This is a genomic window from Noviherbaspirillum sp. Root189, assembly GCF_001428545.1.
GTDB lineage: Bacteria > Pseudomonadota > Gammaproteobacteria > Burkholderiales > Burkholderiaceae_D > Noviherbaspirillum.
In genome coordinates this window covers 303,657-320,279 of the sequence record NZ_LMHZ01000067.1, presented here as the reverse complement: position 1 = coordinate 320,279, position 16,623 = coordinate 303,657, and the positions used below count along the sequence as shown (strand labels likewise).

Below are 16,623 nucleotides of genomic sequence, written 5' to 3'. Positions count from 1 at the left end.
CCGCGAGATTTCCGTGCTTGATGCGTCTGACGATCGGAGGCGCCCCCCGAAAAATCGTGTGCAAGACGATTGCGCGCGATGGGCTGGCAGGCTTTCGCATCAAGGAACGGATCATGTGGATCGTCAAAGGGCATCGCGGCCTGGAAGTCGAAAGGAAACCAAGTGCCAAACTCTAAAGTGATTCTTGTCGAAGACGACACAGCGCTACGTATCGCGACGTCTCAAACCCTGGAACTTGGTGGATTCGAGGTCCTTCAGTTTGGCAAGGCGGAGGACGCAGGCCGGGCGGTCGACTCGCGTTTCGAAGGGGTCATACTGACCGATGTTAGACTGCCGGGCCGCTCGGGCATGGATCTTCTGCGCGAGGTATCCACGGTTGACCCCGACATCCCGGTGATTCTTGTCACAGCTCACGGCGATATCAATATGGCCGTCGATGCGATGCGAGCAGGGGCCTATGATTTCGTCACCAAGCCTTTCGCCTCTGAATGCCTCCTGGGAGCGGTCAAACGCGCATCGGAGAAGCGTTCCCTCATTATGGAAGACCGGCTGCTGCGAAGAACCTCGCGCAGTCGTCTTCCTGCACCGCTCATGATTGGTGAATCCGAGGCACTTAACCGAGTGCGCGCTCAGGTCGCCAGTCTTGGGCCAACGGCCGTCGATATTCTGATCAATGGCGAGACCGGGACAGGAAAAGAAGTGATTGCAAGACAGCTTCACGTGATGAGTGAACGCACAGGGCCATTTGTAGCAATCAATTGCGGGGCTTTACCTGAGTCCATCTTTGAAAGCGAGATGTTCGGCCATGAAGCCGGAGCGTACACCGGGGCGCAAAAGCGCCGTATTGGTAAATTCGAATACGCAAGTGGAGGAACGATATTTCTTGACGAGATCGAAAGCATGCCACTTTCGCTACAAGTCAAACTGCTCAGAGTACTACAGGAGCGGCGCGTCGAGCGCATCGGCGGAAACCAGTTGATTCCGATTGACTGCCGCGTCATCGCCGCCACGAAAACCGACTTGATCAAGTTAAGCGAGAAGGGCGAGTTCCGTACAGATCTTTTCTATCGAATTGGCGTAGTTACAATCGATTTACCTCGTCTTGCACATCGCCGTGAAGACATCCCGCTCCTGCTGTCCCATTTCGTGGCAGAGGCCTCGTGCCGGTTTGGACGCCCTATGCCTTTTTGGAGCGAACAGGATATGAGTGATTGGATGCGACATGAATGGCCAGGCAACGTCAGGGAATTGCGCAATTTCGCTGACCGCCTCGTGCTTGGCATGGCACAGCAGCCTGACTATGTCGGTCCAAAACACTCCGTGCTCTCGAACAACGGCCTGCCTAGATCCGAAAGTCTTCTCGTTGATTGCTCCTTACGCGAGCAGGTGGGCGCCTATGAAAAAATTGTCATTTCGGAGGCACTTACCAGAAGCAAGGCCAGCGTGACTGAGGCCGCAGATTTGCTTCGCATCTCGAAGAAAACGCTCTACGATAAAATAAAGCGTCTAGGAATTCCGATTAAGGAATAGACTGTAATTTCAATAGGAATGAAGTGTTTTAGGTCGCTATGAAAATGCACTAACGCTAGCATCCACTGATCCATCGTAAGTTGCACGACATTTAACCTAAAATGGAACAAATCAATCGATAATGTCATTGCCATGGCACGCCAAGGTATTTCTCATGGTACAAAGAAGCGTACCGGGACTGGAATGAGATTAACGGCATCTCGCTAGGGTGTGACAACATTTCTCGAAGATGGAAAGCAGGCACAACACACTGCCGAATGTATGGTCAAGTGTTTCCGTCAGTTGCCAGTCGCTACACTGCTCGACGAAAGGCCGTTACCTGTCGTTGTTCAGGCCGTGGAAGAAGCCATGTCAACCCGGGACGTGCCACCTAGGCAGATCTGGAAGTCGTGAATCAGATTGTCTTCGAAGTTATTGGACACATCCTGACCGAACACGAGTGCATCAACATGCGATTCTCGATGCGAGGCGATGTGTACGCATGGGAACTCAAGAAGGGCAAATGAAACCCGCAGGTACGGGGCCGCGAGCTGCCACCCTTCTTCGACTATGAGTTAGCCAATGGCGTCTATGCCGCAGCATCAGCGGCGGCTCTAGTCGGCTATCGCCGGCTGTTCAGGGGCCATCGGGTATACCTTGCTACGCGCGGGGACCGAATGACACCGCCCCTACTACTCCAATCGGTTCATTCTGGCGATGTGCGGCATGATCACGGTCGGTCATACATCAATGTTCTCGTGTGGACTACTCAGCGCGATGAAAGCTATATCCTTAGTAATCCACACTCTATATGACACTTAGTCGAGCGACACGCCGGTTTGCTTGACGATTTTCGACCAGCGTGCCAGTTCTGATTTCATGTAGGCGCCGTATTCTTCCGGTGTTGAGCCTAGAGGAATAGCGCCTTGGGCAGCCAGCTTCTTTTGAACATCGGGGCTCTGCAGTGCTTTCATCAGCTCGCTGTTGATCCGCTTGATGATGGGTTCTGGCGTCTTGGCCGGAACCATCAGTCCTTGCCAGGCGCTCACCTCAAAGCCGGGCAGGCCTGATTCTGCTACCGTTGGCGTATCGGGGAATATGGGAATACGCTTTGGCGTCGTGACGGCGAGCAAGCGCATCCGCTTGTCGCGCACAAAGCTTGCAACCGAATTGATCGTGTCCGTCATGAATTGGATCTGACCACCGACGAGATCAGCGTCGGCGGGCGCACTGCCCTTATAGGGAACGTGTACCGCATCAATGCCATTGGCTTGCAAGAATTGGAACGCGCCCAGATGGGTGATATTGCCGCTGCCGGCGGAACCATAGGAAAGCTTGCCGGGATTTGCCTTGGCATAGTCAATAAACTCCTTCACGTTGTTGACCGGCAGTGATGGATTCACCACTAACGCGAGCGGTACGGTTGCCGTCAGGGCCACTGGCATCAGATCCCGCTGCACATCATAGGAAAGGCTCTTATACAGCGCGGGGCTGAGAACGATGGACGAGGTGTTGTACAACACCGTATAACCATCAGCTGGCGCCTTTGCGACCAGCCCTGAACCAATATTGCCGTTCGCGCCGCCCCGGTTGTCGACGATGATCTGCTGCCCCATCTGCTCTCCCATCTTCTGGGCCAGGACGCGCGCAACAAGGTCGGTAGGTCCGCCTGGAGGAAATGGCACTATTAGTGTGATGGGCTTGCTCGGGTAGGCTGACTGAGCCTGTGCTACCGGTGCGGCAAAGGTAACAAGGGCGGCAACGCCGACGGCCATCGCGACCCCAGCTTGCGTGAAGCCCGATCGAAGCTGGCGTAAGCTAAATGATTTCATTTTGTCTCTCCTTAAATTGGTGTGTTGCCGGATATGGCGATTGCTACATTGATGTACCGAACGAGACGCTTATTCCGCGCTTACCTACGTTCGTATCTGTCTGCACTGCAAATTTCACTGGCATGCCACTCACGCCGGAATGTCCTTATGTCGCATGGTTACGTCCCGCCAGCATCCGCCGAGCGGTGTAAGTCATTACCAGTTCATCGCGCTGGTTATAGACTTTGATAGTGGAGTCGACGATCGCCCTGCCACCTTTCGAGGTAGGACGTATATTGTCGACTTCGACAATGGCATAAATGCGGTCGTTGACCAAAACGGGAGCATGGATTTTCTGTGTCAGTTCCAGCATTGCAAGACCAGTTCCCTGGATCATGGTTTGCAATAGCAAACCTTCGATCAAGGTATAGGTGAGCGCAGCAGGCACCGGTCTGCCTGCAATGCCACCTTCAAGCGGCTCACTATCGATGAACATGACTTCCAGCATGCCGGTGACGCCAATAAATCCGACGAGGTCGGCTTCGGTCACGGTACGACGAAAAGTCTTGAGGCGTTGACCTGGCTCCAGGTCCTGCCAATAAAATCCCTGACCAAGTTGCTGCACCGGTTTTGTGTCGCTCATGTTGTCCTTTCAGTCGTCAGAATTGTGGGGCTTCGCAATACCAAGTTCGGCCATGACTTCCTCGGTATGCTCCCCCAGCCGTGGCGCCATGCGCACAGGGGGGCGCTCATGGTCAAATTTCACGGGAACACCAGGAAAAGCGAGCTGCCCCATGTGGGGATCAGTCAGCGTTTCAAAGAAGCCTGTCTGTCGCAGATGTTCGTCCTGCTGCAGTTCTTCGAGCCGGAGCATCGGCGATGCGGGTATCTCTAGCCGGCTGAAGGTTTTCAGCCACGCATCGGTGCTTCGGCCCGCAATCACCTCCGCGGCTATCTCATATAACTGTGCAATATGAGTCGTACGAGCAGCAATGTTTATAAAGCGTTCGTCGCTGGCAAGGGCCGGTCTGCCAGACTCAATGAAAAAGCGCTGCCAATGTACATCGGTATAGGGCATCGCACAGACGTATCCATCGGTCGTGCGGTAAGGGCGCCGCCACTGATTCAATACGCGGGGGTAGCCGGCAGCGGCAAGTGGCGGATCGAAATGCTGGCCGTAAAAATGTTCAACAAGATTGAACGCCACCATGGATTCCAGCATTGGCACTTCGACATACGAGCCCGTGCCTGTACGTTCGCGCTTGAACAGTGCCGCGAGGATCGCGTGCGCGGCAACCAGCGCACAGGTTTTGTCACCTGCGATGGTAGGGAAATACTGTGGCGTCCCGGTCTGTTTTTCCATCAGTGCGGCGCTACCGGACAGTCCCTGAATGATGTCATCGTATGCAGGCATCCCTCCGTAGGGTCCGTCCTCCGAAAATCCGAGCAGGCCGACATACACGAGGCGCGGATTGCGTTTGCGCAGTGTATCCGGGTCCAGCCCGATGGCAGCTAACTTTTGTGGGCGGATACTGTGCATTAACACATCAGCGGTGTCGACAAGCTTGAGCAGCGCTTCCCGGGCTGCGGGAGTCTTCAAGTCCAGCACGACGCTGCGCTTGCCACGGTTAACACCCAGGAAAATTGCACTCATGCCGGGCTCGGTCGTCGGTCCTGTCTTTCGGGTCGAATCTCCTTCCGGGGTTTCAATCTTAATGACGTCTGCGCCGTAGTCGGCAAGGATCTGGCTGGCGTAAGGGCCGAATACAACCGTGCTCAGGTCCAGTACGCGAATGCCGTTTAAAGGAAGCATCAGTTCTCCTTGGTGAGCCTGATATTGTGAAAAAAAGTATCTATGCTGCCAGTACGAGTTTGCCAATCATGTTCCCGGCTTCCAGCAGCGCATGCGCCTGCCGAAGGTTATTCGCGTTCAGGCCTTTAAAGTGATTTTTCGCGGTACTGCGCAATTTCCCGGCATCAATCAGGCTGGCAATGCGATTTAGTATGCGGTGCTGCTCTATCATGTCGGGTGTCGCGTGCAGTGAGCGGGTAAACATGCCTTCCCAGCTGAACGAAGCACTCTTTCCGCGCAATTCATTCATGGGCAACGGGGATTCGCTTTCTACCAGCGAGCAAATATGCCCGTGGGGTTTGATAAGCTTTGCCATGGTTGAAAAATACCGGTCCGTATCGGCCAAACAGAGAATAAAATCAACCGTTCGTATGTTGTGCGCGGCAAGTTGTGCCGAAAGATCCTCACGATGGTCAACGACAATGTCGGCGCCGAGATGGCTGCACCATGCCTGCGATTCTGCCCGTGATGCAGTCGCAATCACATGAAGTTTCCCGACGGCTTTCGCCAGCTGGATTGCCATTGACCCTACCCCACCGGCGCCACCGATGACGAGCACGGTTTTTCCAGCATCATCGCCATTCGTCGAAATACGCATGCGCTCGAATAACGCTTCCCATCCAGCCAGCGACGCGACGGGCAGCGCAGCGGCCTCTGCGAAACCAAGCGACGCCGGCATCGCCCCCGCCAGGCGTTCGTCAACCAGGTGCAGTTCCGCGTTGCAGCCGGGACGCAAGAGGCTGCCCGCATAGAAGACACGGTCTCCCGGTACAAACAGTGTCACTTGCGAGCCAACATCCACCACCGTGCCGGCAGCATCCCAGCCGAGAATGCGTGGTCGTCCGTCGCCATGCGGCCGTGCACTGCGCATTTTTATATCAACCGGATTGACCGACACTGCCTCGACTCTGACCAGGAGATCCCGTCCCTCGGCTACTGGAAAGGGAATATCGAGGTCGACCAGCGACTCGATGTCGCGGTCGGAAGTTTCAGCGGGGATTCCGATTGCCTTCATATGCGCCCTATTGCTGCTCTACCTTGGCTTTGACAACGATCTTCTTCCAGAGCTCGATCTCGGCAGCCTGGAAACTGCGCATTTCCTCCGCGCCGCCACTCATGACTTCCGCGCCCTGGCGTTCGTAGAACTCGCGTGTTTCCGGCATGCGGGCAATCTGTGTCAGGAGCGAAGATAGCTTCTCGGTTTCCGCTTTCGGCGTCTTGGCCGATACCATGGCGCCTACCCAGACATAAGCCTGGTATCCCGGCAAGCCGCTTTCCGCAGCGGTCGGAACATCCGGCAAGGCCGGTGCGCGTCGTTCGGATGCCACGGCAAGCGCGCGTACCTTGCCGCCCTTGACCAGGCCTTGTGTGGCCGTAATGTCCGAGAAGGTCAGGTCAACCGTCCCGGAGGCAACGCCGGCAAGAGCGTCCGAAGCGCCCTTATATGGCACGTGCACAGTACTGACACCCGCCACGTCATTGAACAGTTCAGCCATCAGCTGATAGCCGGCGGAGCCGGATGCGTAGTTCAGTTTGCCTGGCTGCGCCTTGGCAACCTTGATAAGGTCTGACACGGTTTTGTACGGCGAATTCGGTGGCACCGCGAGAACCGCCGGCGCGCGCATCATCATCGACAGCGGCGCAAAATCGGTCTGCGGGTTGTACGGCAATTTCTTGAACAGGGCAACATTAACGGCTAGTGTGGAGTTGCTGCCGACGAAAACCGTATAGCCGTCAGCCGGTGCCGATAACACGTTCTGGACGCCGATAAATCCATTCCCGCCGGGGCGGTTTTCGACAATGACTGGCTGGCCCGTAAGTTCGGACAACTTCTTGCCGAAGTAGCGTGCCGACGTATCGGTTCCGCTCCCGGGAGGGAAAGGGACAACGAACTTGATTACGCGGGACGGGAAGTCCTGCGCAATTGCCTGTAGTGCCGGCACCAGCATTGCTGCACATCCAACTGCGGCCGACATCATGACGCTGCGATAAGATTTCTTTAACATTTCAAGTCTCCTCCGGGCATTCTCGCCCTGTAATTCATTAACGACATTCACGTTCTGGCTGAACGTATGAAATCGACGATCCGATCCTCACCTGACTGCAATACTCTCTGCCCTACAATGCGATTCCAATGTGCTTCGGAACCATGTGCGATTCGCCATTCATGCAGCCGACGGGTCAGTAACTGAAGGTCATATTCTTCGGTCACGCCGATGGCACCATGTACCGCGTGAGCAATCGATGCGACCAGTACGGCAGCCTCGCTGGTACGTGATTTTGCAATGGCGCTGGCAAGCGGCGCCGGCGTGCGTGCATCGCCATGGAACGCTGCTTCAGCCGCAATCAACGAGGCAGCGACATGCTCAGCCATCACGCTGATCTGATGCTGTATTGCCTGAAACTTGCCGATCGACTTGCCGAACTGGGACCGGTCATTGGCGTACTGCAGCGTCATATCGAAGGCACGGCGCATGGCTCCGGCCAGTAAAGCGGCATGCAACGCTGCGCCGAACTCAGCCAGGCCGCCAGCAGCCAAGGTGGTTTGCGCAAGCCCTGCATCGACATCGGCTTCCCAACTCATGCTCGCGACCAGACTGCCATGCACGCCGGTCGAGGTCCGTACTGCGCTTGCGCCCGGTAGGACAAGCACACGTTCGCCATCCTGGGCGATGACATGGTTAGCGATCGCGCCATAAGGCACAAGCGGGCAGATCAGGCGTCCGTTCTCCATGCGGCGCAATGCCGGCGCGAACGTCAACATGCCGGATGGGATTTCCGTTCGTGCCGCCAGCACGGCACGCGCGGCAATGCTTTGCGCCAGAGGCACGGGCATCGCATAAGCACCTAATGTGGTCAAAATTGGAAACAGCTCCGCCAGGGCTAAGCCGGCGCCGCCGTGTTCTTCGGAGGCAAGCAATTCAAGAAAGCCCGCTTCTGTTACAGCATTCCACAATGCGTCAGGGGAGCCGCCGGCCTCAATCGCACGCACGGCTGCCGGCGTACACTGGTCCTTCAGAATATCTTCAATGGCTTCTACAAACATTGCTGGTTCCTTTAACGCAAGCCGAGCCCGCGGGCGATCATGCCGCGCAGGATTTCACGTGTACCGCCTCGCAGGGAGTAAGTCGGCGCAACCTGATTAACATAAGCAACCGTGCGGTATAAATCCGCGTCCACGATGTCATGCGGGTCCGCCGCAATTGCCGCTTCTATGACAGCCGGAATGGTTTGTTCGAATTCTGTGCCGATATCTTTCACCAGCGCGGCTTCGACGACGGGACTCGCGCCCTTTACCAGCTGGCTGGTGACTGTGACGGACATGTTGCGCAGCGTCGCAAGATGCGCCGCAAACCGGCCAATGGTGGCAACATGTGCTTCCACATTACCGCTTCGCCTCAGGTCATCGATCCAGTAATCAAGCAACACGATGCTTGAGTACAGCCTTTCCGGACCGCTTCGCTCGAACGCCAGTTCTGCGGTGACTTGTTCCCAGCCCCCGCCTTCCTCGCCGATCAGTGCATCGTTCGCCAGCTCGACATCATCGAAAAACACTTCCGAAAAATGGGCGTCGCCGGCCAGATCCTGGATCGGGCGCACGGTGACGCCTGGCAGTGAAAGGTCAACGATGAATTGCGACAAGCCGCGTTGCCGATCTTCTGCACTACCGGATGTCCTCACCAGCGCAATCATGTACTGGCATCGTGGCGCATTGGTTGTCCAGATCTTGCGTCCGCTGAGACGCCAGCCTTTGTCTGTACGGGTCGCCCGGGTGCCGACGCTGGCAAGGTCTGAACCGGAATTCGGTTCGCTCATGCCGATGCAAAAGAAAGCCTCCGCGGCACAGATCTTCGGCAGGTAAAAGCGGCGTTGCGCTTCAGTGCCGTATTTCAGGATCAGCGGCCCGCTCTGGCGATCGGCAATCCAGTGTGCAGACACCGGCGCACCGGCTATCAACAGTTCTTCGACCAGCACAAAGCGCGAAAATGCGTCCAGACTGGCGCCGCCGTATTCTCGCGGTAATGTCATACCAACCCAGCCGCGCTTGGCCATGTCGCGGCTGAACTCGGCGGAAAAGCCCATCCAGGAGCGCGCCCGGACATCCGGCGGTGTAGCTGGCATCCGTACCCGAAGGAATTCCTTAACTTCGGCCCGAAAGGCTTCCGCCTCGGCGGGAAGAGAGGCAAGACGGAAATGGTTGAGCAGCGCAGTCATTACGTCACTTCCTTGTATTGAGCAGTAAATTGCATGGGGTCTCCTTGTTCGCGACAGCGCCTCAGACGATGCCTCGGGCTTTCAGTGCTGCGATACGGTCTTCTGACATGCCGAGACGCGCGCCCAACACCTCATTAGTGTGTTCTCCCAAGGTGGGGGCAGCATGCTTATAGCGAATCGGCGTAGCCGAAAAACGGATCGGATTGGCCAGGCTCGGAATCTCTCCACCAACGGAATGGGGCAACGACAACTTCATTTGACGGTGCTGCACCTGCGGGTCTTCAAACACCTGCTGCATGTTGTTGATCGGTCCGCACGGAACATTGGCCGCTTCCATTTCCCTGACCCACTCCGTCATGGTGCGAGTCAGCATCGTCTCGGCGAGCTGCGGAATCAGGGCATCACGGTTGATGTTGCGCAGTCCTACCGTGACAAAGCGCGGGTCGACAGCCAGATCACTGCGCCCGATGACTTCGCAAAATGCGGCATATTGCGAATCATTGCCTACAGCGACAATGACCTCGCCTTCTTTGCAGCGAAACACCTGGTACGGCACCATGTTCGGATGCGTATTCCCCATCCGTTGCGGAATCTTGCCCGACATGAAGTAGTTCATCGCCTGATATCCGTTGATCGCTACGATGCAGTCGAGCAGAGCCATGTCGATGTATTGCCCTTCGCCGCTCACATGGCGATGCTCAAGCGCGGCAAGTATGGCCGTCGTTGCATACATGCCTGTCAACAGGTCCGAGATGGCGACACCGCTCTTGATCGGGCCACCGCCCGGTTCGCCATCGGCATGCCCGGTAATGCTCATCAGGCCACCCATCCCCTGGAATACAAAGTCATACCCAGGCAGCGATGCATAAGGGCCATCCTGCCCGAAGCCGGTGATCGAGCAGTAAACCAGGCGCGGGTTCAGCGGACGGAGATCTTCATAAGCGAGACCATAACGTGCGAGTGTTCCAACCTTATAATTTTCGACGACAACATCGGCGTCGCGAACCAGCTCACGAATGATCTGCTGGCCTTCTTCAGAGGCCAGATCGACGGTGATCGACTTCTTCCCGCGGTTTGTGCTCAAGTAGTATGCCGCGTTGGCAGTGTCGCGGCCTTCTGCATCTTTCATGAACGGTGGGCCCCAACCCCGGGTGTCATCGCCAGCACTTGGCCGTTCCACCTTGATTACCTCGGCACCCATATCAGCAAGGTTCTGTGTTGCCCATGGACCGGCGAGTACGCGTGTCAGATCAAGTACTTTCAGGTGTCCTAAAGCCGTTTTCATTCATCTTCCCGTGTAGTTGCAGTACGACTTGCCGTTTCGGCATGAGACAGAGCATAGTGCGGGCGTGCGCCGACAGTCCAATATTAATTTCTGCTTCCCTGATACTTAAGTGGTATCGCGTTCCCGGCAATATTGCACTGCAATATGTGGTTTTACAATCCTCTTAACAAATGCGCCTATCTCATTTACGTATCACGAAGTTCTTTTTTGATATTGGACAGACAGCGAAAGAATGAATAGGCTTGTTGGATATTTATTCTTAACCAATACCAACAGGAGATGCACATGGCGGACTTTTTACTTTACGAGCAAGAAGGGCATATCGTCACATTGACCATGAATGAACCGGAACGCCGCAATCCCCTGACGGGAAACAGCGCGGTGCCGGAATTCATTGCAGCAATCCAGCGAATCGAAAACGATCGTAGCGTGCGCGCTGTCATTCTCACGGGTGCCGGCAACGCATTCTCTTCGGGCGGCAATATCAAGGATATGGAGCGGCAGGCCTCCGGCGAAGTAACCGGCATGCAGATTCGGCAGGATTACCGTCAAGGTATCCAGAAACTGCCCCTGGCGTTGTTTAATCTGGAGGTGCCGATCATCGCGGCGGTCAATGGGGCAGCCATCGGCGCCGGATTGGACCTTACCTGCATGTGCGATATACGTATTGCTTCACGTCATGCCAAGTTCGCCGAAAGCTTTGTGAAGCTGGGGATTGTTCCTGGAGACGGTGGCGCCTGGTTGCTACCTCGCGTCATCGGCCTGTCGCGCGCAGCGGAAATGTCCTTTACGGGCCAGATAATCGATGCCGAACAGGCCCTCGCGTGGAACCTTGTGTCGCGCGTGGTTGCACCTGAGGACCTGCTTCCTACCGCGCGCGCATTGGCCGAGCAGATTGCAGCCAATCCTCCTCATGCGGTACGCATGACCAAACGCCTTCTGCGTGAAGGCATGCATACACGCCTTGATACCTTGTTGGAGATCTCAGCGGCATATCAAGTCCTTTCGCATCAGACACCGGACCATAGCGAAGCTGTCGCTGCCTTCCTTGAAAAGCGCGATCCGGTATTCAAGGGTTGACGGCGAAACGATGCTTGAGAATGCGGCGCGGGGCAATGCAGGTATACTATGGGCCTACGAGAATGCACCCCCCATGGACCTGCGCCGAATCCGTCACTTTGTCGTCCTGGCCGAGACGCTGAACTTCCGCCGGGCGGCGGAACGGCTGCATATGGCGCAACCGCCGCTATCGGTTTCGATCCAGAAGCTTGAAGCCGAACTTGGCACCAAACTGTTTATCCGTTCCCCTAACGGCGTCAGCCTCACTCCAAGCGGCGAAGCTGCATTGACGGAGGCGAGGCGCCTGTTGTTTCATGGTAGTCAATTCGCCCAGATTGCCCAAAGCGCCTCCGATGGGACAGGTGGCACGCTACAGGTAGGTTTTGTTGGCTCGACGACGTTCGGTATGCTGCAAAAGCTTGTTCCGTTGTTCCGTGCCGAATATCCCGGTGTGGAATTAATCCTTCGGGAAGCAACGTCAGCACGGATCATGCAGATGGTCGAGGAAGATTCGCTGGACGTGGGGCTAGTACGCACGCCGTTGCTACGCGGTTCAAGCGCAGCACTGGTTCCGCTCGAACGTGACCAGTTTATTGTGGCCCTGCCCCGCGGGAACCGCCTTGTGACGAAAGGATTACTTTCGCTGAAGGATCTGGCCGACGAATCCTTCATCATGTATGCGCGCACCGAAGCGGCAGGTTTGCATAGTGCGGCAATGCTTGCATGCCAGCAGGTCGGTTTTCTGCCACGTATTACACAGGAAGCGGTGCAGGTGCAGACCGTGCTCGCCCTTGTGGAAAGCGGACTGGGTGTCGCGCTTGTGCCTTCGGTCATGCAACGGTTTGTCAACGACAAAATCGTCTACCGGGCGCTGACGGATTCTCCGGCCGCAGCGGAGATCGGCCTCGCCTTGATTTACTTGCCACAGCGTGAAAGCGCTGCTGCACGGCGCTTCCGTACCCTTGCCTGCCGCGAGTTTCCGATACCGATTTAGGCTTCATTTTTAAACTTGATGCTGGCGATCCCAGTCGCTGTCTTCGGTCGCTAGTTCTCGCACTGCCCGGTGTGATGCCGTGTAGCCGTCAAATGGGATGCTCATGGGGATCTCGCCCCATTATCGCTGTCCCCAGCGCATGACCCTGACACGCTACGGTGGTGTTACGCTAAGGTATCGGCCCAGATGTTTAGCGCCCACTCCGCCGCGTATCGTCCTTCGAGTTCGCTCGGCGCAGTTGACACCCCGCCCGCACCGGGGACGCTAAGCAAGGTCTTTTTCTGTGCATCATAAGCATGCACTGATGTCACGTGAATGACCTCCTTGTTCGATACATAGCTGTAACAAGTATTCGTTAGCATCGGCTTTGGTTCGGGCGTCCGGTCGCTAAATAGATCGATGATGGCAGCCGCGCATATCTTGGCGTGCTGATTCGCCATATGCGCCGATTTTGGCATCAGCGGTGCGACTTGAATTGCATCACCTAGTACATGAATGTGAGGTGCTCCGGTCGATTCGAATGTGAGGAAGTCAACTTCGCACCAGCGTCGATTTGCGTTTGCCAATCCGGTCTGAACCGCAATCCTCGCCGCCTGCTGCGGAGGAATAACGTTCAATACCTTGCCCTCAACCTCCTCGCCTAGCTCCGATATGACAGTGCCCGTCTTTGCATCTACGTCAGCGGTCCTGAAACTCGCACGGTATTCAATAAGATCCCCGTAACGCTCTGCCCATACCTTCTTGAAGAGCGCCCCCTTGGAAACGACGTCCTCATTCGCATCCAAAAGGATCACGCGGCATTTCGGTTTTTCCTGACTGAAATAGTATGCGACTTGACACGCTCGCTCGTAAGGTCCCGGCGGGCATCGGTAAGGCTGCGGCGGGATCGACATGACAAAGTTATCGCCGTTGGACATAGCCTCAAGCTGCCGCCGCAGCGCGACCGTCTGTTCGCCGGCCTTCCATGCGTGCAGAATCGTTTCGCGCGCGTCGGCACGCATCATGCCTGGCAAGGCCGTCCATACAAAATCAACACCCGGCGACATGATCAGGCGATCGTAGCCTAAGGTCTGGCCACCAGCAAGCCTGACCAGGCGCTTTTCCGGCTCAATCGACTCAGCACGATCGCGTATCAGCTGAATACCATGCCGTTGCGTAAGCGGGCCATAGCCAATGGTGATGTCGGATAATTGACGTGAACCGCCCAGTACGAGGTTGGATAAGGGGCAGGAAACGAAGGCCGGGTTTGGTTCCACCAACGTGACGTCGATTGCGCCTTCGCTCCACATACGCAGGTACCGAGCCGCCGTAGCTCCGCCATAGCCCGCGCCAATTACAACAACCTTCGGTCGAGCCTTCGGTGCGGCCACCACGCTGCTCATCATAGAAGCAAATGCAGCTGTACTCACCGCTTGTATAAAATGCCGTCTTTTCATCGCGCCTCCCTTTTTTGTGCTGCCAGGAAGCCTGCGATCAGGTCGATCTGCTCGTCACTGTAACCACGTGCAATCTGATGCATGATGGTTGCCTCACGTTGACCTGACCTGAATGCCTTCATGCTAGCGACTAACGCATCCCTGGACTGACCCACGAGCTGCCGCAGCCCGCCGGCACCCTGAGAGCGTCCATCGGTACCATGACAGGCCGCGCAAGTGGCATAGAGCCTGCGCCCATGGTCAATTTGTTCGGCTGCGTTGGCTAGTGGCGGGCCAAACAGCAGGAGAAGCATCGATGCAAACATAACCCGTTTCAACGGCATAAGATTATTCTCCCTCGTTACCACAACTGTGATTCAAACATGTAGCTATGGCCTGACGCCCGGCGCCTCCATCGGCATCCCTTTAGAACGCAAAGTCAGATACAGCTCAAGTTCGGTCAACTCTTGGGATCCTAGAGAAAAAGGCGTTGCCCGAACACCGGTCATGCAATTACGCAAGCGCCTGTGCAATGAACCCATGCCTTGCCATTCAAGTCGGTACGCCGGATACCCACCGACGTGGGCTTGTGGGATGACACTACTACCTAGTCGCCTGCCCCAGTTATCATCGTGGCATTGAGCACAGGATAGGTTAAGTTGTCCGATACGTTGATACCATCGCTGGCGTCCACGTTCCTGAAATGGTTGCAGATTGGGATCTTCTAATGGCGCAACTGACATGCCACGTGATTGCAATGCGATATAACTTTCCAAGCCTAGCAGTTCTTCGCTTTCGAGAGCAAAGGGCGTTGTTCCTTGTCGCTCTTGCCGGCATAAGTTAATGCGCTGACTAAGATTGATGAGTGTCCCATGTGCTGCGCTGCGGACTGGATATCGTGCGGCTACACCACGCATACTGCTCTGCGCATCGCCATGGCAGCTTGCGCAGGAGCGAGCGCTTGTTCCAGCCTTCCGGCTCCAAAGCACTTCACCTTCCTTCACCCATAACATGCCTGGATTCAGGCTATCGTCACGTTGCATTTCCTGGCTTGAACGGCCCATAAAGGCCGATCCGGGTAAGCGCTGCTCTGCGCTGGCGTCTAAGCCAAGGGCAACCAGAAACAGCACGCTACCAAAGATGCGCATTGGCTACTATCCCGTGACCGTAAGTGTTACCGACTCCGTTTGCTTAAAACCACCGTCACCCTCCCAAGTAAATGTCAGGGTGCCGCTTTCGGTCGCAACGGTATAAAAAATGAGGTTTGGGTTAGCGGCGACGGCAGGAAACAGGTCGGCGCTGAATACTGTTTCGCCGTTATAACCGCACGTAAAGCGTCGGATAATGTTACGGGGCAGCACCTTTCCGTCTGCACCAGGCCGGTATCCGGTTTCCATAGGGTGGCTTATCAGGGTGCGAATTTCGATCAGCTCGCCCCGCTTGGCGGTGCTCGGCATTTTAATCAACGTACGCGCCATGATGTCAGCTTTCGCCTTCTATACAAGCGGCAAGCGTGACCACCACTTCCACGCTGTGCGACCAGAAAGTGCCGTCGTTGAGTTTCGCGACTGCAATAAGCTTCTGTGAGGTTGCAAGACGCATCCGGGTTGATACGCTCGCCTTGCCGGCACGAGGTCCCAAACTGAAACGAGCGACTTCAGGCTGAGGATTGCGTTCGTTGAAGATAGCGATGGCCGTCACGTGTTCAGAAGCGTTCATTGGGCTGTCTACTGTCACGGTCACCGGAACCGCATTGCCATTGTCGACCAGCATTGGGACATCGAGTGTAACCTTGCCAACTTTCACGAGGGCACCGCCAGTAAATGACTTAATGGCCGAGTCACGTTCTTCCGGCGTCGCAAACACAGGTCGGACGACAATCAGCATGCCAAGAGCGCCACCGACTGCAAGCAGCCTGCGACGGATTTTATGCGGTGTGACTGGGTCACAAAACATGTCATTAGGCTTAGCCATCATTCAGCTTTCTCGTTTTGCGGGACGCTCAGCGTGCGCAGGAATGCGACCACATCCTCAATTTGCTGTGCATCCAGTATCGGCTTTCCTCTCATACCCGTGTTGACTTGAACCAGTCCTTCGGTACGGTAATACGCGGGCATGAGCGTTGCCGGATTCAGGCGGCTAGGGTCCACGATGCGTAAGCGCAATTGCCCTTCACTCCATCGGCTGCCGGCTCCTGCCAAATCAGGGGCAAGATTGCCCTGAAATCGCTCTTCAGGTAGCGGCCCGGTGTGACACAACAGGCACAGCCCCACCTGTCGGTTTGTCACGATGGCGCGGCCGCGGGCCGCATCGCCCTTCTTGCCGTTTAAAGGCAGTGGAATAGCGTCACCAACCACTCGATAGTCAAACGCGGCATCGCCAGCCACCGCCACGGAAGCGTTTAATGTGGCCAGCAATGTATAGACGACCTTCCACATGATTAAACCTATGTTTGACGCAGACCGGAGGCTGCGTCAGGCTGC

The 16,623-nt window shown here is 56.0% G+C and carries 17 protein-coding genes; 3 read left to right on the top strand and 14 right to left on the bottom strand.

From position 1 onward, the window contains the following. Positions 1–162 precede the first annotated feature (162 nt). A complete protein-coding gene (locus ASE07_RS26230) occupies positions 163–1,530 on the top strand; it encodes a sigma-54-dependent transcriptional regulator (RefSeq protein WP_057293749.1) in 1,368 nt (455 codons plus the stop codon). A 797-nt stretch (positions 1,531–2,327) separates the two neighbouring features. Here the strand turns inward: ASE07_RS26230 and ASE07_RS26225 are convergent. The 8 genes from ASE07_RS26225 to ASE07_RS26190 all read right to left on the bottom strand — a co-directional run bounded on the left by ASE07_RS26225 (position 2,328) and on the right by ASE07_RS26190 (position 10,672). Beyond that, positions 2,328–3,284: a Bug family tripartite tricarboxylate transporter substrate binding protein gene (locus ASE07_RS26225; protein ID WP_057293778.1), complete on the bottom strand. Its 957-nt coding sequence runs from the start codon at positions 3,282–3,284 to the stop codon at positions 2,328–2,330. Positions 3,285–3,486: 202 nt separating this feature from the next. Then, a complete protein-coding gene (locus ASE07_RS26220; RefSeq protein ID WP_057293748.1) occupies positions 3,487–3,963 on the bottom strand; it encodes a MaoC family dehydratase in 477 nt (158 codons plus the stop codon). A 9-nt stretch (positions 3,964–3,972) separates the two neighbouring features. Then, positions 3,973–5,133, bottom strand: a complete 1,161-nt coding sequence (locus tag ASE07_RS26215) for a CaiB/BaiF CoA transferase family protein (RefSeq protein ID WP_057293747.1) — start codon at positions 5,131–5,133, stop codon at positions 3,973–3,975. A 40-nt stretch (positions 5,134–5,173) separates the two neighbouring features. Further along, on the bottom strand, positions 5,174–6,187 hold the full coding sequence (locus tag ASE07_RS26210) for a zinc-binding alcohol dehydrogenase family protein (protein WP_057293746.1): 1,014 nt from the start codon (positions 6,185–6,187) through the stop codon (positions 5,174–5,176). 7 nt (positions 6,188–6,194) lie between these two features. Further along, positions 6,195–7,178, bottom strand: a complete 984-nt coding sequence (locus tag ASE07_RS26205) for a Bug family tripartite tricarboxylate transporter substrate binding protein (RefSeq protein ID WP_057293745.1) — start codon at positions 7,176–7,178, stop codon at positions 6,195–6,197. A gap of 47 nt (positions 7,179–7,225) precedes the next feature. Beyond that, positions 7,226–8,218, bottom strand: a complete 993-nt coding sequence (locus ASE07_RS26200) for an acyl-CoA dehydrogenase family protein (RefSeq protein ID WP_057293744.1) — start codon at positions 8,216–8,218, stop codon at positions 7,226–7,228. Positions 8,219–8,229: 11 nt separating this feature from the next. After that, complete coding sequence (locus tag ASE07_RS26195; protein WP_057293743.1) at positions 8,230–9,387, bottom strand: acyl-CoA dehydrogenase family protein; 1,158 nt, start codon at positions 9,385–9,387, stop codon at positions 8,230–8,232. Between the two features lie 61 nt (positions 9,388–9,448). Then, positions 9,449–10,672 carry a CaiB/BaiF CoA transferase family protein gene (locus tag ASE07_RS26190; RefSeq protein ID WP_057293742.1) on the bottom strand — a complete coding sequence of 408 codons (1,224 nt, stop codon included), beginning with the start codon at positions 10,670–10,672 and terminating at the stop codon, positions 9,449–9,451. Positions 10,673–10,957: 285 nt separating this feature from the next. Here ASE07_RS26190 and ASE07_RS26185 point away from each other — a divergent pair, with 285 nt between their 5' ends. Continuing rightward, on the top strand, positions 10,958–11,752 hold the full coding sequence (locus ASE07_RS26185; protein ID WP_057293741.1) for a crotonase/enoyl-CoA hydratase family protein: 795 nt from the start codon (positions 10,958–10,960) through the stop codon (positions 11,750–11,752). 73 nt (positions 11,753–11,825) lie between these two features. Continuing rightward, the gene (locus tag ASE07_RS26180; protein WP_057293740.1) at positions 11,826–12,725 is read left to right on the top strand and encodes a LysR family transcriptional regulator; all 900 of its coding nucleotides are present in this window, start codon (positions 11,826–11,828) and stop codon (positions 12,723–12,725) included. Between the two features lie 164 nt (positions 12,726–12,889). Here ASE07_RS26180 and ASE07_RS26175 read toward each other — a convergent pair whose 3' ends face one another. The 6 genes from ASE07_RS26175 to soxX form a co-directional block, all read right to left on the bottom strand. Then, the gene (locus ASE07_RS26175) at positions 12,890–14,161 is read right to left on the bottom strand and encodes an NAD(P)/FAD-dependent oxidoreductase (protein WP_057293739.1); all 1,272 of its coding nucleotides are present in this window, start codon (positions 14,159–14,161) and stop codon (positions 12,890–12,892) included. Further along, on the bottom strand, positions 14,158–14,466 hold the full coding sequence (locus tag ASE07_RS26170; RefSeq protein WP_235548637.1) for a c-type cytochrome: 309 nt from the start codon (positions 14,464–14,466) through the stop codon (positions 14,158–14,160). Before ASE07_RS26170 ends, ASE07_RS26175 begins: the two co-directional genes overlap by 4 nt. A 63-nt stretch (positions 14,467–14,529) precedes the next feature. After that, positions 14,530–15,288: a sulfur oxidation c-type cytochrome SoxA gene (gene soxA, locus ASE07_RS28500; protein ID WP_082584499.1), complete on the bottom strand. Its 759-nt coding sequence runs from the start codon at positions 15,286–15,288 to the stop codon at positions 14,530–14,532. A 6-nt stretch (positions 15,289–15,294) separates the two neighbouring features. Then, positions 15,295–15,618 carry a thiosulfate oxidation carrier complex protein SoxZ gene (gene soxZ / locus ASE07_RS26165; RefSeq protein ID WP_057293738.1) on the bottom strand — a complete coding sequence of 108 codons (324 nt, stop codon included), beginning with the start codon at positions 15,616–15,618 and terminating at the stop codon, positions 15,295–15,297. A gap of 4 nt (positions 15,619–15,622) precedes the next feature. Then, positions 15,623–16,096 (bottom strand): SoxY-related AACIE arm protein, encoded by a 474-nt coding sequence (locus ASE07_RS26160; protein ID WP_057293737.1) that lies wholly within the window; start codon positions 16,094–16,096, stop codon positions 15,623–15,625. Positions 16,097–16,113: 17 nt separating this feature from the next. Beyond that, positions 16,114–16,578 carry a sulfur oxidation c-type cytochrome SoxX gene (soxX, locus tag ASE07_RS26155; RefSeq protein WP_057293736.1) on the bottom strand — a complete coding sequence of 155 codons (465 nt, stop codon included), beginning with the start codon at positions 16,576–16,578 and terminating at the stop codon, positions 16,114–16,116. Between the last annotated feature and the right edge of the window lie 45 nt (positions 16,579–16,623).